This is a genomic window from Streptomyces siamensis (genome assembly GCF_039543605.1).
GTDB lineage: Bacteria > Actinomycetota > Actinomycetes > Streptomycetales > Streptomycetaceae > Streptomyces > Streptomyces siamensis.
This window is the reverse complement of sequence record NZ_BAABKB010000023.1, coordinates 68,107-84,151: the sequence shown is the minus strand read 5'-3', so window position 1 is coordinate 84,151 and position 16,045 is coordinate 68,107. Positions and strand designations below refer to the sequence as shown.

The window sequence follows — 16,045 nt, the reverse complement described above, 5'->3', positions numbered from 1 at the left end:
GGCCGTCGGCGCGGGACGGGTGGCGCAGGCGCGTGTCGTCCTCCCTGCGAGGATGAGGAAACCAGGCCGTGAACAGCAGGAAGGGAGCCCCATGAACGAGGTACAGGAAGGACTCTGCCTCATGGGTCCCGCCATGGTGAGCGTATTCGTCATCGGCGCGGGCAACGAACCGTTGCCGTCGGAGGCGTTCCACCACGCCGGACTCGTGCCCGACGAGGTGCAACCCTTCTTGCGGTGACACATCGTGGCAGCGGTCACCGACGTGCTGAACTCGAACGCGCCGTACTTGAACCGGGACACCGGCGAAGCGCTGCGGCTCATCAGTGAGGGAACCAGTCGCCTGAGCGGGCTGGTGAACGACCTGATGGAGATCTCCCGCTTCGACGCGGGGGCGGCCGAACTCAGCCTGGACGAGTCGACCTGGCGGAGTGTGTGCAGCGCACCCTCGCCGCTCGGGGGTGGGAACGCCATGTTGAGACCCACCTGCCCCTACCGGGTGTGCTCCGCGCGCGCGTGGACCCGCGCCGTTTCGACGTGGTGATGGCCAATCTGGTCGGCAACGCGCTGCGGCACGGGGCGCCGCCCGTGCGGCTGTCCATGGACGTAAGAGAGGAGCGGCCGGATGTGGCGTGGGCCGTCATCGAGGTGACCGACAACGGACCCGGCATCGCCGAGGAAGCCATGCCACACGTCTTCGAGCGCTTCTGCAAGGCGAGCACCACACGGACCAGAAGCGAGAGCAGCGGACCGGGCCTGGCCATCACCGCGGAAAACGTGCACCTGCACGGCGGACGCATCAGCGCCGCCAACCTTCCCGGGGGCGGAGTGACATTCACGATCGAAATCCCTCTGCACAGAGACATCGCAGCCATCGACGACTCCACCGCGGGTCCCCGATGAAGGGGCTCGCGCGTGGCGATGCTGTCGGCCGGGCTCACGGCCGCGCTCACGCTGACGGCATGCGGCGTCCCCCCGTCCGACGCCATCGAGGCCGGCGAACCGGCGAGCGGAATCTTTCCCAGGTCAGAACCCTCGGGGCAAGCCGTCGTGTCGCTCTACTTCCTCGCGGACGGAGATCCGAAGGCCTATCCCCGCAAGATCGACCATCCCGTGGACCTCAGGACCGTCGTGGGCCAACCGTTCTACGGACCGACGAGAGGCGAGGCCGTGACGGCCACCACCCAACTGCCCCACCTGACGGACACACCAGGTGTATCGGCTGACGGTGGTAGCGACGTCTCCATCAAGCTCCCCGATGATGTGGCTCCGCTCAGCCATCCGGCCATGCTGCAGTTGGCGTGCACGGTGGCTCACGTGAGTGGGTCGCTCGCCGCGTCGCCCGCGAACGCCCGTCGAAACGAAGCCCTCGCATCGACAAGTGTCCATGTGCTCGGGGACGGACGGACAACGAGTCAGACGGCCGACGACTGTCCCAGCCCTCGGCAGTCGTAGAAGGGCCCAGACACCGGCCCGATATCGGCCTGTTGGACCGGGCAGCACGTCGATCAGGCTGCCGGTCTGTTCGCGAGGGTAGCGCTACCTGATCATCGATCTTGTGGTTGTCCGGGGTGAGCCGACGGACGTGGCGGGGAGAGCGGACAGGGCCGCCACTGCCGCGTGTTGATGGCCGTGGGCGGCCATGCCGGAATCATCCCCAGGTCGTGAGCGAGGTGCTCTGGCCGTCGCGGACCTGAGCCGCTCCTTGCCGGCGCGGCCAGGCTGTTCGGGCCGATTCGGCCGGCCTTCCGACGCCTGGGCCGCGCGCAGGTCTTCCCGGTACGGCGAGTGTCCCTTCAGCGGTTCGGTGAGCGTCGCAGTGTCAGCACTGCGACGTCGTCGTGCTGGCCGCCGCCCCCGGCGAACGCACGCGCGTCGTCGTAGAGCGCACGTGGCAGGTCGGTGGGGGAGGGCGGTGTGTGCTGAGCGAGGCGTTCGGTGAGGCGCTCGGTGAGGGGGTAGAAGGCGCCGTCGGCGGCGCGGGTCTCGGTGAGTCCGTCCGTGGTCAGGAGCAGCGTCGCGCCGGGCGGGAAGACGAACCAGTCGACGGTTACGGGTTCGGCGGCGAGCTCGGCGAGTCCGAGGGGGACGCCCGAGGTGAGGACCGGTGTCGTCACGCTGCCCTGCTGCAGCACCTGAGGCAGGATGTGGCCGCAGTTGATGGCCTGTGCCTCCGCGCCCGCGTCGATGTTGAGGATGAGCGCGGTGACGAACCGTTCGTCGTCGCCGGTCTTCGCCGCGTAGGAGTTGTGCCGCACGACTGAGGCGTCCAGGGCGTCGACGAGGGCGGTCAGGGTGGGCTCGCGGTGGGCCGTTGCGCGAAAGGCGCCGATGACGGCGAACGCGGCGCCGACCGCGGGGAGTCCTTTGCCCTGGACGTCGCCGATCAGTACCCGTGTTCCCCATGGTGATTCGACGACGTCGTAGATGTCGCCGCCGACGAGCCGGTCCTCCTGTACGGGTTCGTACAGGCCATTCACCAGGACTTCGTCGGTGAGCATGGGCAAGGGGCGCAGGATGTGGCGCTGCATCGCGGCTGCGGTGGAGCGCAGCCGCAGCATCTCCTGCTCGCGGCTGATGCGGCGGTGGCAGGCGTAGACGGAGGCGGTGCCCAGGACGAGGGTGAGCAGGATCATGAGGGTCCTGTCGAGCCATGGCCGCCCGTCACCGTGCCGGACGAGCATGGTGACGATGACCACGAGTTCGGTCCAGGCGAACACGAACTTCGTCTGGCGGACGGTGCACAGCGCCGATGCGGCCCCTGGAAGGAACACGAGAAGGCCGAGAAGCCACACCGGGGATTGCGACACGGCACCCAGGATCACCACCAGCAGTGTCACCGACGCGACGACGATCACGACTTGGGCCTCGCTCGGTGGTGCGATGGCCTCGGCCGGACGCGCCTGATTCTTCGCATGCTTGCGGAGCACGGGACCTCCGGGGCAGACGGAACATTTTCTCCCATACCGTAGGCAGGCTCGGGAGGAGGGCGGCCGCGCCCCGCCGGACGACAGGTCCTGGTACGGCAGGCGATCCGGGCCCGAACTCGGCGCACCGGGCAGCCGGGATAGGGTTTCGCCGAGGGGGAACTGGATGCTGCAAGAACTGGGACTGGGCCCGGCCGAAGAGGCCGTCTACACCGCTCTGCTGCCCCGGCCGTCCGCCTCTGCCCCGGACCTCGCCCGGCAGACCGGACTGGAGCGATCCGAGACCATCCGCGTCCTGCGTGACATGGCGGCACGCGGCCTGGTCGCGGTGGTGTCCGATGCAAGCGGTGAGACTTCGGCCCCGGCCGGCCGACGGGACGAGGCCGAATCCGCCACCCGGTACCGGCTCACCCCGCCGTCCGTGGCCCTGGCCCCGCTCCTGGTCGAGCAGCGCAACGCGCTGCAGCGGGCCGAGACCGCGTTCTCGATGCTGACCGAGCAGTACCGCAGCACCGCCGTACACCCGGCGGGCAGTGTCGTGGAGGTGGTCGTCGGCACGGAGCAGGTCGCCCACCGATTCCACCAACTGGAGCACGGCGCGCAGCGGGAGTTGCTCGTCTTCCTCGTGGGCGCGCCGATCGCGGTGCCGCGCGAGGACACTGACATGGCGGAGAACTCCGCGCTGGACCGCGGGGTCGACTTCCGGGTCGTGGCCGACCAGGACTACCTCGACAGCCAGGATGTGGCACAGGACATGCGGACGGCGATCGCGTCCGGACTCGAACTCCGCCTGGCCGACACACTGCCTCTGAAGATGGTCGTGTCGGACCGGGAGCGCGCCATGGTGCCGCTGGAGGTTGCCGGCCCTTGCGGCGAACCGGGCGCCATCGTGGTGCACCGCAGCGGTCTGCTCACGGCCCTGGTCCACCTTTTTGAGCAGGAGTGGGCCCAGGCCCGGCCGCTGTACCCCACCGACTCGGGCGTACGGGTGCAGGCGGCAGCCGAGCATCGACCCACCGAGGGTGAACTCGAGGTCCTGGCCCTGCTGTTGGCGGGAGTCTCCGACAGGCGGGCGGCTTCCCAACTCGGCGTCTCCATACGGACCGTGGAGCGGCGGACCCGACGTCTGATGGACCTCGCGGGGGCTGATTCCCGCCTCCAGCTCGGGTGGCACGCAGCCCGCGCGGGCTGGCTGTGACCTGCACTCCGTCGTGACCGCATGACGGAAACCCGACATGCGGATCATCCGTCACAGCCAGTCATCCCTACACGCTGCGCACGTCTGCCAGGCTGCAGCCGCATCACGGCATCGACGGCGCCACGTAGGGAGAAACATGCGCCCCATACCCCGAATAGCCATGGTCGCGGCCACCGCCGCAACCATGGCCCTCACCGCGCTCACGCCGTCCACAGCGGCAAGCGCGCCGCAGGACGGCTCCGCCGGTGAGAGACCCCTCGTCGGAAGCGACACCGCGAAGAACCGGGCCCGGCAGACGACGGTCACTCTCGTCACCGGCGACAAGGTCCTCGTGACCACGGACACCTCGGGCCGCAGCTCTGCGGCCGTACTGCCGCACAAGGACGGCACACAGCCGACGTTCCGCACCTTCCAGTCGGGCAAGGACCTCTACGTCTACCCCGAAGACGCCGCGCAAGCCGTCGCCGAGGACAAGGCCGACGCAGAACTGTTCAACGTCACCGGGCTCGTCCGCCAGGGATACGACGACGCACACACCGACGCGCTGCCGCTGATCGCCACCTACGGCAAGGGCGTCGACGTCGCCAGGAGTGCGCCTTCGGCACCGCAAGGCTCTGAGCAGAGCCTGCTCCTGCCCGCGGTGGGCGGAGTCGGGCTCACGGCGGACAAGGACACCGCAGCCGCCTTTTGGCATGACATCACCGGCGGCCGTTCACGTTCCGCCGCCACATTGAAGAAGCTGTGGCTGGACGGCAGGGTCGAAGCCACGCTCGACCGGTCCACACGACAGGTCCACGCGCCGGAGGCCTGGGCGGCCGGCTACGACGGCCGGAACACCAAAGTCGCCGTGCTGGACACAGGCGTGGACGCCGAACACCCCGACATCGAGGACCGGGTCACCACCACCAAGAACTTCACCGACTCCAAGACCGCCGAAGACCATGTGGGCCATGGCACCCACACCGCCTCCACCGTCGGCGGGTCCGGCGCAGCGAGCGACGGCCGCAACAAGGGTGTCGCCCCAGGCGCCTCTCTGCTCATCGGCAAGGTCCTCAACGATTCCGGATCCGGGCTGGACTCATGGGTCATCGCCGGAATGCAGTGGGCCGTCGAGGAGAAGGCCGATGTCGTCTCCATGAGCCTGGGCAACCCGGCGATCAGGGACTGCACCGACCCGGTGGCGCAGGCCGCCGAGCAGCTCGCACACAACACACGCACCTTGTTCGTCGTCGCCGCGGGCAACGCCGGCCCGGGCACCGGGACCGTCTCCTCGCCCGGATGCGTACCCGACGTGCTGACCGTCGGCGCCGTCGACCGGGACGACAGCACCGCCCCGTTCTCCAGCCGCGGTCCCGTGGCCGTCACGCACACACTCAAGCCCGAGATCGCCGCCCCCGGCGTCGGCATCTCGGCAGCCAGCGCCGGCGGCCGCGGCGTCTACGCGTACCGGTCGATGTCCGGCACCTCGATGGCGACCCCGCATGTCGCCGGAGCCGCAGCCGTCCTCCGCCAGGCCCACCCCGACTGGACCGCACAGCAGATCAAGTCCGTGCTCGTCTCCTCGGCCCGCACCGGCGCAAGGGTGGCCGGCGCCGACCAGACCGGCGGCGGTGTCCTCGACGTGTTCGCCGCAGTGAACCAGAAGGTGCTCGCAGCCCCCGCCGTCCAGGCAGGCAGCTACCCCTGGCCGCAGGACGCCTCGGACCGCACCACCGTCAACGTTCCCTTCACCAACACCAGCGGTGCCGCCCTGACCCTGAACCTGTCAGTCAGCGGCGTGCACGGCAACGACGGCAGCACCATCCGCTCCGGCATCATCGAGCCCGCACAGCGCAAGGTGACCGTCCCCGCGGGAGACACCGCTCAGGTGCCGGTACGCATCGATCCCACCGCCCGCCTCGAGGACTCCCAGTACGGTGCGGTCACCGGCCGGATCCTGGCCACCGGCCTCGACGTGCACGTCTCGGTGCCGGTGACCCTGTACGTGGAGCCGGAGACGGTCACGCTCCGGGTCAAGACCATCGACCGCAACGGCGACGCCGCAGCCGGCGCTTCCTCCCTGGACCTCGTCAGCCTCGACACCGACCGAGGGGAACGGCGCGGTAACGCCGGTGCACCCGAACAGACCTACCGTGTCCGCCCGGGCAGCTACTGCCTCAGCGGCTTCGTGACGACGTACGGCCCGGACAAGGCGCCCGAATCGATGAGTTACCTCGCACACCCGCAGCTGCGTATCACCCGGGACACGACGGTCGTCCTCGATGCCCGCAAGGCTCACCGGCTGAGCCTGGACACCGATCGGCCGGCCCACGTGGACACCACCACCTTCGGTTACGCCCGCAGCTGGGACGACACCTGGCAGGTCTCCGGATCGCTCACCACGGACGGCACTGTCCAGAAGTTCTATGCGGATGTCGACGGGCGCGCCAAGGACGGCACGTTCACGTTCCGGCCCACCTGGCGTGCGTCCGGCTCCCAGGACGGCTCGCCCTACGTCTACAACCTGACCTTCCCCACCCCTGGACCGCTCAACGCCCACCAGGCGTACCGGCCCAAGGACTCGCGGCTGGCCCGGGTCGCCGAGACCTGGAACGCCATGGGCAGGGAAGGGGACTACCTCGACGCTCTGTTCCTGCGCCCCGCGGAGGACAGTGGTGCGTACATCCCCGTCAGCCCGTTCGGCTCAGTGCACGTGCCTGGCACCCGAACCGCCTACTACACGGCGGCCGACGACGCCGTCTGGTACCACGGCGCCATGACCAGTTTCCCGTTCGCCGCGTTCATGGGAGACCAGGAGCGCGTCTACCGGCCCGGAGAGCACCGCACCGAGGAGTGGTACGGCGACCTCCTGAGGCCGTCCGCGCCGCGCGACGCCGACGGCAAGCAGCTGCTGACCGCCGAACGACAGGGCGACCTGATGGGCATTCAGACCGCCTTCTGGCTCGACGGCTCCGGGGATCACTGGTCCAACGGCGGATCCTTCGGCGACATCGGCAACCTGGCGCTCAAGCGCGACGGCGAACTGCTCGGGCGGCGCATCGACCCCTACGGTGTGTTCGAGGTGCCGGACGAGGACTCCCTCTACGAGCTGACCCAGAACCTGCAGAAGATCCCGACCTCGGACCGGAACTGGCTGCGCTCCACCGCCGTCAGCACCTCCTGGACCTTCCGTTCCCACCGGGAACCGGACGTCTTCTCCCGCGGCCTGCCGCTCCTCTTCCCGGCCTACGACCTGCCGGTGGACGGCATGAAGACCCTTCCCGCGCAGCGGGGTCTGAAGGTCGGTCTGTGGGCCGAGGGCCATGCCGGATACACCCCGGCCGCGATCACGAAGGCCACGCTGTCCTACTCCTACGACGGCGGAACCACCTGGACCCTGGCGCCGGCCGAGCACCATGACGGCCGCTGGACGGCCCTCGTCGACCACACCGGTGCCTCCGGGAAGCAGGTCACTCTGAAGGCGACCTTCACCGACGCCAAGGGCAACGCGGTCACCCAGACCATCACGCGCGCCTACGACGTCAGATAGCCGCCCGGTGTGGGCCGCAGGAGCGAGGACGATTCACCCTGCTGCCCTGCGGGGCCGGGAAGACCCAGCACGGTGCGAAGCTGGAGCCCTGCCGGACGACGACCGGCAGGGCATCACCGTGGGGAGAAGGCGACGTCGGCGGATGCCGGCGGCACGGGGTGGCGGTTCGTGTTCCGCGAGGATCGCGACCCTCCAACTCCGCGGCTCGTCGAAGCGTCGTGCTCGCCCGCAGCGATCCGGCAGCCTCCCATGGACGAGAGGTGACAGCGATCGCACCGCCGTGACTGTCGATGACAGTCCGATGACGGTGGTGAAGGCGGTGGCGGATGCACCGCCGTTGTGAAAGTTCGGCGGCATTCCGCTCGGCTCCTCACACCGTTTCGCGACCATGTCCGGTCATTCGGTGGGTACGCGAGGGGGCAATTGCCATGTCCCACCGACGAATGGAGCAACGCGTGCCTCTGGCAGAGATGGCAGCACCTCCCACCCCGCATAGCGAGCTGGCGGTCTCCTGGCCAGGCTGGGGGGAGGACAACGCCGCCCTGTTGATCGGGATACCCCTGCGGATCACCCTCATCGTCGTCGGCGTGGCGGTGATCCGGATCCTTGCGAAGCGGGCGATCACACGGGTCGTGCAGCGCATCCTCGAACCGTCGCCCGCAGTGGCGGAAACCGAGCCTTCACGCCGGGCGGGCCGCGGGCCCGCTGTACTTCAGCGTGACGCCTCCCGCTCGGGAGAGCGGCGCGAACAGAGGGCGCGGACCATCGGCTCAGTGCTCAGCAGCATCGTGACCGTCGTGCTGTTCGTGGTGGGCGTCGCCATGGTGCTCGACCAGGTCGGCATCGCCCTCGGCCCCCTGCTGGCCAGCGCCGGCGTCGTCGGTCTGGCGATCGGCTTCGGCGCGCAGAGTCTGGTGGCGGACTATCTGTCCGGCATGCTGATCATGGTCGAGGACCAGTACGGCGTCGGCGACTCCGTGGACCTCGGCGAGGCCGTGGGCGAGGTCGAGCACGTCGGCCTGCGACTGACGCACGTGCGCGACCTGAACGGCGGACTGTGGCACATCCGCAATGGCGAAATCCTGCGGGTACGCAACGACAGCCAGGAATGGGCGCGTGCCGTGCTGGACGTGGCGGTGGCCTACGACTCCAACCTCGATACGGTCTACCGGGTACTGGAGAAGACCGGGCACGAGCTTCGGCAGGACCCCGCCTTCGCCGACGACCTCCTTGAGGACCCCTCGGTGTGGGGTGTGCAGTCGCTGGACGCCGACGGCGTGGTCGTACGCGTCGCGGTCAAGACCGTTCCGCTCAAGCAATGGAGCGTGACCAGGGAACTGCGCCGCAGGACCAAGGAGGCCCTGGACGCTGCAGGCGTCGAGATCCCCTTCCCGCAGCGCACCGTCTGGCTGCGAGGCGAGGACCGCACGGACCGGGAGCCGGTCGGCCTCCACAGCTGACTCCGGCACCGGTGGCCGCCGGCCGCAGATGCCGTATGTGCCGCCGGTGGCGGACGACACGTGCCGGTCGGGAACCGGCTCACGCGCGGCCCCCGCTCGGCTCAGTTGTCGAGGTCCTGGGGATACCAGCGCAGTTCGATCCCGTTGCCGTCCGGATCCTGGATGTAGACCGACGTGGCCGTGCCGCGTGCGCCGAACCGCGGCACGGGCCCTTCGAGAACCGTGCAGGGCGCCGATGCGATGAACTCGTCCCAGTCCAGGGGATCGACGGTGAGACAGATGTGGTCGACGTTGGCCGACCCCCGGGGTCCGGCGACGAGGTCGATGATGGTCTCGGGGGTGATTCTGACCGACGGGAAGGGCGCCTTGGCCTGGCGCCACTCGTTGACGCGCACCGGCTCCAGGCCCAGGAGACCGGTGTAGAAGCTCAGGGAGCGCTCGACGTCGGCGACGTTGAGGACCAAGTGGTCGAACGCCTTGACCCGCAGGGCGGGCACCCGCGGTGTTTCGCCATGGGGCTGCGCTTGGCGGCCGTGGCTCTGCGGCGACGCGTGGGTTCCGGACGGGCTGGTGGTGGCATTCGAAGTGATCACAGCTCTTCCCTCGATGGTGGAGTCGGTGGGGTTGATCCAGGATCCGTCGGACGGATCGCGCCATCAAGGCAGCATTGCCATACGATCGTTGAGCCTGACTCAACGAATGGGGGCGACGTGCTGGAGCGGGTGGAGATCGAGACCTTCCTGGCTCTTACCGAAGAACTTCACTTCGGCCGTACCGCGGAACGCCTCGGTCTCACGACCGGCCGGGTGAGTCAGGTGATCAGGAAATTGGAGCGATACATCGGCGGTGCCTTGTTCGAGCGGACCAGCAGGACCGTTCGACTCACTCCGGTCGGCGAGCAGTTGGCCGGTGATCTGGCACCCCTCGTCGCCGCGATGGAGGCCGCACTTCGGAAAGCAGCCGACGCGAGCCGAGGTGTCACGAGCGAACTTCGGGTGGCGTTCCTCGGAGAGGGGACGGCCCCCGCACTGCTCAAGGCGGTCGCGCTGTTCGGCGAACGGCACCCCGACTGCCGGGTCGAGGTACGGGAAGTGCAGCTGTCCAACTCCCGTGCGAGCCTGGTGGACGGTTCTATCGACGTCCTCATCGCCTCGTATCCCTTCGACGGGATGGCCAGCGGCCCTGCGCTGATCACGGAGAAGCGGGTGCTCGCGGTCGGTTCCGGACATCCCCTCGCCGGTGAGCGATCTGTGTCGGTCGAGGTGCTCGCAGACCACCCCGTAGTGCAGTACCCGGAGGTCACATCGGCAGGGTTCAAGCGGGACCGCACCCCGGACCGCACCCCGTCGGGCCGGCCGATCCCGAAAGGACCGGCCGGAGCCTCGTTCTCCGAAATGCTCACACTGGTCGCGATGGGCAAAGGGGTCCTTCCGGTCGGCGAGCATTCCCGCCTCTACTATCCGCGTCCGGACGTCACCTACGTGCCCCTCCACGACGCACGCCCGATCGAACGCGGCCCGGTCTGGCGGGCGGGTAACACCGCTGCGCACATAGGGGAGTTCGTACGGGCTGTGGCAGATACGGCGAAGAGATCCTGACGACTTCGCCCGCCCTACCATCGTTCTTCGGGTACGAGGGCGGGCGGCGGCCCGCTCCGGCACTTCCGCCTCCGCCGATCGCAACGGACCATCCCTCATCCCGACAGGCCGGCGTACCGAGCCCGTCGCCGCCCCCGTGCCGTACTGATGAGCTCGCGACCGGTGGGTGGTGGGCACTGAGACTGATCACGACCGTCGCCGGTCCTTTGTGCACCTAGGATCGGGAGGGTGACGGCAAGAACCAATGACATCGAGAAGGCGGCCGGTGTGCTGCGCGCCGGCGGCCTGGTCGCCCTCCCGACCGAAACCGTCTACGGTCTGGGCGCGAACGCGGAGGACCCTGCCGCTGTTGCGCGCATCTTCCAGGTCAAGGGACGTCCGTCCTCGCACCCGCTCATCGTCCACATCGGAGGCGCGGAGCATCTGGACGGCTGGGTCGAGGACGTGCCCGCGGTGGCACGCCTGCTGGCCGAGCACTTCTGGCCGGGACCACTCACACTGGTCCTGCGGCGCGGTCCCCGCGTGCCCCTCGAAGCGACCGGCGGCCTGGACACGGTGGCCGTGCGCGTGCCCGACCACCCCGTCGCACTCGCGCTGCTGTCGGCCTTCGGCGGCGGTGTCACGGCCCCGTCCGCCAACCGTTTCGGCTCGGTCAGCCCCACGACGGCGGACCATGTTCGTGCCGAGCTCGGCGACGCCGTCGACTTCGTACTGGACGGCGGCCCCAGCGAGGTCGGCGTGGAGTCGACCATCGTCGACGCCACGGGCGATATCCCGAGCATCCTTCGGCCGGGCGGGGTGACGCGCGAGGACCTCGAAGCGGTGCTGGGGCACTCGCTCGAGGTCCCCTCGATGAGCCGTGTTCGGGTGCCGGGCCAGCATCCGTCGCACTACGCGCCGCGTGCGCGCGTCGTCCTCACCGAGCCGGAGAAGGTCGTCTCCGAAGCGGAGCTGGCGCAGGAACTCGGGCATCAGGTGGGCGTCTTTCTGCCTGCCTCCTTCGCCGACGCTCCGGTGAAAGTGCACGCCGTGGTGGCGATCCCCGGTTCGATGGCCGCCTATGCGCGCGGGCTGTACGGCTTCTTGCGTGAGCTCGACCAGCGGGGGTGCGACCTCATCATCGCGTCCTTGCCAGTGGAGGAGGGGCTGGGACTGGCGATCGCCAACCGGCTCCGGCGCGCTGCGGGGCCCCGGCCCACCGTGTGAAGGTGAGTGCCTGGCCAGCTGCTGTGCCGGTGACGCGATCCATCAGCTGTCTCGGTGACGTCGGCCGTGTCGGGCGTCTGCCCGTGAGAGCGGCAGACCTGGGTGTCGCGGGTCAGGCGGTCGCGAGAAGGGGTTGACCTTCACATTGGTGTGATGGTTGTGCAATCGGGTCATGGAAAAGGACTCGATGAATCCCGGCTCGTTTCGGCTCGGCCTGGCATTGGAGGGCACGGGTTGGCACCCCGCCTCGTGGCTGGTGTCGTCGGTGACGGATGCCGAAGAGGTCTTCAAGGGCAGCTACTGGACGAACTGGGGCCGTGCGGCCGCGTCAGGCGGCATCGACTTCGTCACGCTCGAGGACGGACTGAGCCTTCAGAGCGACCGTTTCGGTACCGCCGACCAAGCCCATGACCGGGTGCGCGGCAGGCTCGATCCCGTTGTCACCGCGGCGGTCCTGCTGGCAACGACAGACATCAGCGAGGTGGTGGTCTCGCGCAACGTGACGCACTCCAACCCGTTCCACGTCGCCGCCCAGATCGGATCCCTGGCGGCCATCGGGCCGGGCAGGGTGGTGTGGCGGCCGCAGGTCTCCGCCGACGCGCGCGACGCCGCAGCGGTCGGTGGTCCGCCCACGCCCCAGCTGCAGCCCGAGGACGTGTACGTCCCCACTCGCATCGCGCGCCGCCTGCGCGACCTCTTTCGTGATGCCGAGGACTACGTGCGCACCGTGAGCGATCTGTGGAGGACCTTTCCCGCCGACAGCCTGAGCAGCGGGGACACGTTCCTGCACCGGGACATGGTCGCCCCGTTGCAACTCACCGGGAGGGAAAGGTACCCCGCGGCCGGCCCGCTGACCGTCCCGGCGCCGAGCACCCCGAAGGTCGCGGTGCTCGCACACCACGCCCTGGAGCCGTACCGGCTCGCTGCCGCCGTCGCGGACCGGGTCTTCGTGACCCCGTCGCAGGAGTATCCGGTTCCGTCGCTCCTGACGGCGTTTCGGGAAATCGAGAGGCTGACGCCGGATGCCACGCGGACCGAGGTGTACGCGGACGTGGCGGTTGTTCTGGGCGACACTGACGAGCACGCCAAGGCCAGGCTGGCCCGGCTGAATGAGGTCGCCGGTTTCGTCTGGGCACCGGACACGCTGTTGTTCGTCGGAACTTCTGACCGTCTCGTCCAGGAACTCGCTTGCTGGCGTGCACAGTTCGGCCTGAGGGGGGTTCGGCTGCGCCCCGCGGTGCTTTCGGACGATGGCGACAGGATTGTCCAGGAGGTTGTCGTTGCTTGAGGTACTGCACAGTCCTGCGCTGCCTTCGAGAACACGACGGCGTGCCTCCACGACGGGGGTTGGCAGGGGGATCGGCGACCGCGGGATCGGTCACAGGCAGGTCCGGGGCGCCGCGGGCGAGTAATCGGCGTTACGGTCGGTGAGCCGCGGGCCGTGCGCTGGGCGGCGCGGCGCTCGTTCGTCGGGCTCTTCCTGCAGATCGCGACGCTGACCTCCGCGCCTTTCCTGTTCCGATGCCAGGGTGCGGCCTCGCCCGGTCAGGAGCCAATGTGCTGCACCAGCCCTCCGGGACCCGTCCGGTCGGGCGGGCCGTCTCTCGTCCTGGACTGGTCCGACTGGTCGGATCTTCCGGTGGGTCGTGCCGGGACGTTCCGGGTGTCGGCAGAGCCGAGGCTATTAATGCGTCACCGGACCATCCATGAGCATCAACCTCAGGAGCCACACGATGCGCGTCATCAGAGCAGCCTGCCTGGGCACGTCCACTGCGCTGGTCACCCTTCTTGCCTGCGCCCCTGTTGCGGCCGCCACGACGGACACCGATTCCGCCCACGCCAAGGGCGGAGACCGGGTCATCACACTCATCGGCCACCTCGTGCAGCAGACGCGCTTCCCCGTCAACCCCGGCGGCGCGCCCGCCCAGGGCGACCGGACCGTCTTCCGCTCGCTCCTCTTCGACAAGGACGACAAGAACCAGGTCGGCGAAACCGACGGCACCTGCACCACCACGACGGTCGAAAACGGCGGAGCGGAGGAATGCATCGTGACCTACACCCTCCCGGGCGGCCAACTCTCCGTACAGGGGATGGTCTTCGGCATCCTCACCGATGGCCGCCCGACGATCCCGCCCCCCTCGTTCGACAACGGGATCACCGGAGGAACCGGGGACTACGACCGGGCTCGTGGTTCGGTGCACGCCGACACGATCGCTACGGGCACGAGGCGCTTCACGATCGACCTCGACCGCTGACTGGCCCTTCTCCCGCCGGTGAGAAGGCGGGGACGCATCGGCCTTCGAGCAGGTCATGGCCCGGATCCGAATGCCTCGGCGGGTTGGCCGACCACGAACGACACCTGCGGCCAGAGCTTTTCGGCCGGTGGGCAGCCGCACCAAGGAACCGCACCCAGCACTGTCGACTCGACGATGCTCGAGGCCCTGAGCCGGGTTGTCGACGAACGGATCGGCCCTCGCCTGGCGGGAACTGTCCACCAGAACTCAGACGGAGCTTGCGAGGTCCTCACCGTCATCCGCGATCCCGAGCGGGCGCGTGACCTCCTTCGGCGGCGCTGCGCGCAGTGGGCGCTGATGGTGCGTGCCGCGCTGCGCCCGGACGGTGAGCGGTTCGCACTCGGCAGCGTGTGGACCACCTCCGACCGCTGCCCGGTGCCCGTGTGGCGTTTGCGCCGCTGCACGCAGACGCCACACCGGGGTGGACGTCCTGCGGCCGCGCTCCCGGTTCGCGCACAGCGGGTGGCGCGTTCACCGGCGACACGTACCTATCTGCACTGCCTGTGCTGACACTCCGCTGCCCTGAGGGATGGACGGCGGTGGTACGGCCGCGATGCAGCGGCTGCAGGACGTCTTCCACCACGGTCAGTGCCGCGCTACGCGCTGACCAGCTGAGTTACTCCGCTCAGGCGACACCGCCACCCATGTCGGCTGCCTGGCGTGCCCGGCCCGGTCCACCGTATTCCGTGCGGCAGGTCGGGCCGGGCGGCGTTCGGGGGGTCTCAGTGGGTCGGGCGCAGCGGGGGACTCGCAACCCCTGACTCCCGGCCGCTCAGCGCGGCGTCCAGAGTCTCCTGGGCCGTTCGCATCGCTTCTGCGTACTTCGGCTCGGACATGCGTTCCCAAGCCCGGTCCGGTGCGATGTTCTCGGCCCGGCTCGTCACTCACCAGATGTTGCCGAACGGGTCCCGCACCCTGCCGCCGCGATCCCCCCACACGCTGTCAGGGGCCCCGGTGATCACCTGCGCCCGTGCTCAACAGCGGCGGCCATGGCAGCGTCCGCGTCCGGGACGTAGACCCGCAGCAGCGAGGGCATAGTCGGCCAGTCGGGCCGTCGGTCGAAGGCCAGCACGACTGTGTCGCCGACTCGGATCTCGCCGTGACCGATGGTGCCGTCCTCGACCGGCACCCGGGCAAGTTGTTCGCCGTCGAACGCGACGGTGATGAAGTTGAGCAGTGCGCCGGTGTCGTCCGTGACCACTCACTGCGCAACGCTGCTGTAGCCCTCGGGTGCAGTGTGACTCATCGGTCTGTTCCCCTCCTGGAGTTCTTCAGCGACACGCGCCCGAGCGTGGTGTGGCCGCGCCGATGCCGCTGTAGACCTCCTCGAACGCCTCCGCCACCTCAGCGGTGAGCCGGGCGGTCTCCGCCTCCTTTCGTCTCGATGGGTTGGGTCCGCGCCGAGACGGAAGGAGGTGCGCGGGCGCGTCAAGGTCAATCGAATCCGGTTCGCATGCGAACAAGGTGGCCGCCTGTCAGACTCATGGGATATCGACGTACGTGGAGGCAGCATCTGATGAGCGACCCCGAGGGCGTGCCCCTGGCCGACTACATCCGCGTACTCCGCGATCAGTTGGAGACGGCGCAGCAGGAAGGGGCGGGCCACGGTGTCAAGTTCGGTGTCGGGGCTGTGGAGTTGGAGTTCGAGGTCACGATGACGCGGGAGGCAGGCGGGCGCGGCGGGCTGAAGCTGTGGGTGGTTGAGGCGAGCGCCGACGGCAAGCGCAGCGGCGGCCGGACACAGCGTGTGCGGATGACCCTTACGCCCACCGACGACGCCGGCCGGCCGCTGTCGGTCACCGATCGGCTGCCCGAGCTCCCGCGCTGAGGGCTGTG

Annotated in this window: 12 protein-coding genes and 2 pseudogenes; 11 read left to right on the top strand and 3 right to left on the bottom strand. The window is 69.1% G+C overall.

Going from position 1 to position 16,045, the window contains the following annotated elements; genetic code table 11:
- Positions 1-91: 91 nt before the first annotated feature.
- The 3 genes and pseudogenes from ABEB03_RS27345 to ABEB03_RS27335 all read left to right on the top strand — a co-directional run bounded on the left by ABEB03_RS27345 (position 92) and on the right by ABEB03_RS27335 (position 1,452).
- Entirely contained in the window at positions 92-238 is a 147-nt protein-coding gene (locus ABEB03_RS27345; protein WP_345655011.1) for a hypothetical protein, read from the top strand.
- Between the two features lie 6 nt (positions 239-244).
- A pseudogene (locus tag ABEB03_RS27340) lies at positions 245-900 on the top strand (sensor histidine kinase); the annotation flags it as partial.
- Between the two features lie 18 nt (positions 901-918).
- Positions 919-1,452, top strand: a complete 534-nt coding sequence (locus ABEB03_RS27335; RefSeq protein ID WP_345655358.1) for a hypothetical protein — start codon at positions 919-921, stop codon at positions 1,450-1,452.
- 341 nt (positions 1,453-1,793) lie between these two features.
- Here the strand turns inward: ABEB03_RS27335 and ABEB03_RS27325 are convergent, their stop codons facing one another.
- Positions 1,794-2,927, bottom strand: a complete 1,134-nt coding sequence (locus ABEB03_RS27325) for a PP2C family protein-serine/threonine phosphatase (RefSeq protein WP_345655007.1) — start codon at positions 2,925-2,927, stop codon at positions 1,794-1,796.
- Positions 2,928-3,090: 163 nt separating this feature from the next.
- On the opposite strand from ABEB03_RS27325, the gene ABEB03_RS27320 reads away from it, so the two are divergent.
- The 3 genes from ABEB03_RS27320 to ABEB03_RS27310 all read left to right on the top strand — a co-directional run bounded on the left by ABEB03_RS27320 (position 3,091) and on the right by ABEB03_RS27310 (position 9,111).
- Entirely contained in the window at positions 3,091-4,122 is a 1,032-nt protein-coding gene (locus ABEB03_RS27320) for a helix-turn-helix domain-containing protein (protein WP_345655004.1), read from the top strand.
- 136 nt (positions 4,123-4,258) lie between these two features.
- Positions 4,259-7,651 carry a S8 family peptidase gene (locus ABEB03_RS27315; protein WP_345655001.1) on the top strand — a complete coding sequence of 1,131 codons (3,393 nt, stop codon included), beginning with the start codon at positions 4,259-4,261 and terminating at the stop codon, positions 7,649-7,651.
- Positions 7,652-8,106: 455 nt separating this feature from the next.
- Complete coding sequence (locus tag ABEB03_RS27310) at positions 8,107-9,111, top strand: mechanosensitive ion channel family protein (protein ID WP_345654998.1); 1,005 nt, start codon at positions 8,107-8,109, stop codon at positions 9,109-9,111.
- Between the two features lie 101 nt (positions 9,112-9,212).
- Here the strand turns inward: ABEB03_RS27310 and ABEB03_RS27305 are convergent, their stop codons facing one another.
- Positions 9,213-9,599 (bottom strand): VOC family protein, encoded by a 387-nt coding sequence (locus tag ABEB03_RS27305; protein ID WP_345655355.1) that lies wholly within the window; start codon positions 9,597-9,599, stop codon positions 9,213-9,215.
- A gap of 24 nt (positions 9,600-9,623) precedes the next feature.
- Between ABEB03_RS27305 and ABEB03_RS27300 the strand changes: the two genes are divergently transcribed.
- The 4 genes from ABEB03_RS27300 (at position 9,624) to ABEB03_RS27285 (ending at position 14,170) form a co-directional block, all read left to right on the top strand.
- The gene (locus ABEB03_RS27300) at positions 9,624-10,709 is read left to right on the top strand and encodes a LysR family transcriptional regulator (protein WP_345654993.1); all 1,086 of its coding nucleotides are present in this window, start codon (positions 9,624-9,626) and stop codon (positions 10,707-10,709) included.
- Positions 10,710-10,937: 228 nt separating this feature from the next.
- The gene (locus ABEB03_RS27295; protein WP_345654990.1) at positions 10,938-11,915 is read left to right on the top strand and encodes an L-threonylcarbamoyladenylate synthase; all 978 of its coding nucleotides are present in this window, start codon (positions 10,938-10,940) and stop codon (positions 11,913-11,915) included.
- A gap of 172 nt (positions 11,916-12,087) precedes the next feature.
- Complete coding sequence (locus ABEB03_RS27290) at positions 12,088-13,203, top strand: LLM class flavin-dependent oxidoreductase (RefSeq protein WP_345654987.1); 1,116 nt, start codon at positions 12,088-12,090, stop codon at positions 13,201-13,203.
- A 445-nt stretch (positions 13,204-13,648) separates the two neighbouring features.
- Positions 13,649-14,170, top strand: a complete 522-nt coding sequence (locus tag ABEB03_RS27285) for a hypothetical protein (RefSeq protein WP_345654984.1) — start codon at positions 13,649-13,651, stop codon at positions 14,168-14,170.
- 761 nt (positions 14,171-14,931) lie between these two features.
- Here the strand turns inward: ABEB03_RS27285 and ABEB03_RS27280 are convergent.
- Positions 14,932-15,410, bottom strand: a pseudogene (locus ABEB03_RS27280) (VOC family protein).
- Between the two features lie 315 nt (positions 15,411-15,725).
- Between ABEB03_RS27280 and ABEB03_RS27275 the strand changes: the two are divergent.
- Positions 15,726-16,037 carry a trypco2 family protein gene (locus ABEB03_RS27275; protein ID WP_345654981.1) on the top strand — a complete coding sequence of 104 codons (312 nt, stop codon included), beginning with the start codon at positions 15,726-15,728 and terminating at the stop codon, positions 16,035-16,037.
- Positions 16,038-16,045: the final 8 nt, after the last annotated feature.

Coding starts and splice junctions, on each gene's coding strand:
- ABEB03_RS27345 (WP_345655011.1), top strand. CDS start 92: ATGAACGAGGTACAGGAAGGACTCTGCCTCATGGGTCCCGCCATGGTG.
- ABEB03_RS27335 (WP_345655358.1), top strand. CDS start 919: ATGCTGTCGGCCGGGCTCACGGCCGCGCTCACGCTGACGGCATGCGGC.
- ABEB03_RS27320 (WP_345655004.1), top strand. CDS start 3,091: ATGCTGCAAGAACTGGGACTGGGCCCGGCCGAAGAGGCCGTCTACACC.
- ABEB03_RS27315 (WP_345655001.1), top strand. CDS start 4,259: ATGCGCCCCATACCCCGAATAGCCATGGTCGCGGCCACCGCCGCAACC.
- ABEB03_RS27300 (WP_345654993.1), top strand. CDS start 9,624: ATGGGGCTGCGCTTGGCGGCCGTGGCTCTGCGGCGACGCGTGGGTTCC.
- ABEB03_RS27290 (WP_345654987.1), top strand. CDS start 12,088: ATGGAAAAGGACTCGATGAATCCCGGCTCGTTTCGGCTCGGCCTGGCA.
- ABEB03_RS27285 (WP_345654984.1), top strand. CDS start 13,649: ATGCGCGTCATCAGAGCAGCCTGCCTGGGCACGTCCACTGCGCTGGTC.
- ABEB03_RS27275 (WP_345654981.1), top strand. CDS start 15,726: ATGAGCGACCCCGAGGGCGTGCCCCTGGCCGACTACATCCGCGTACTC.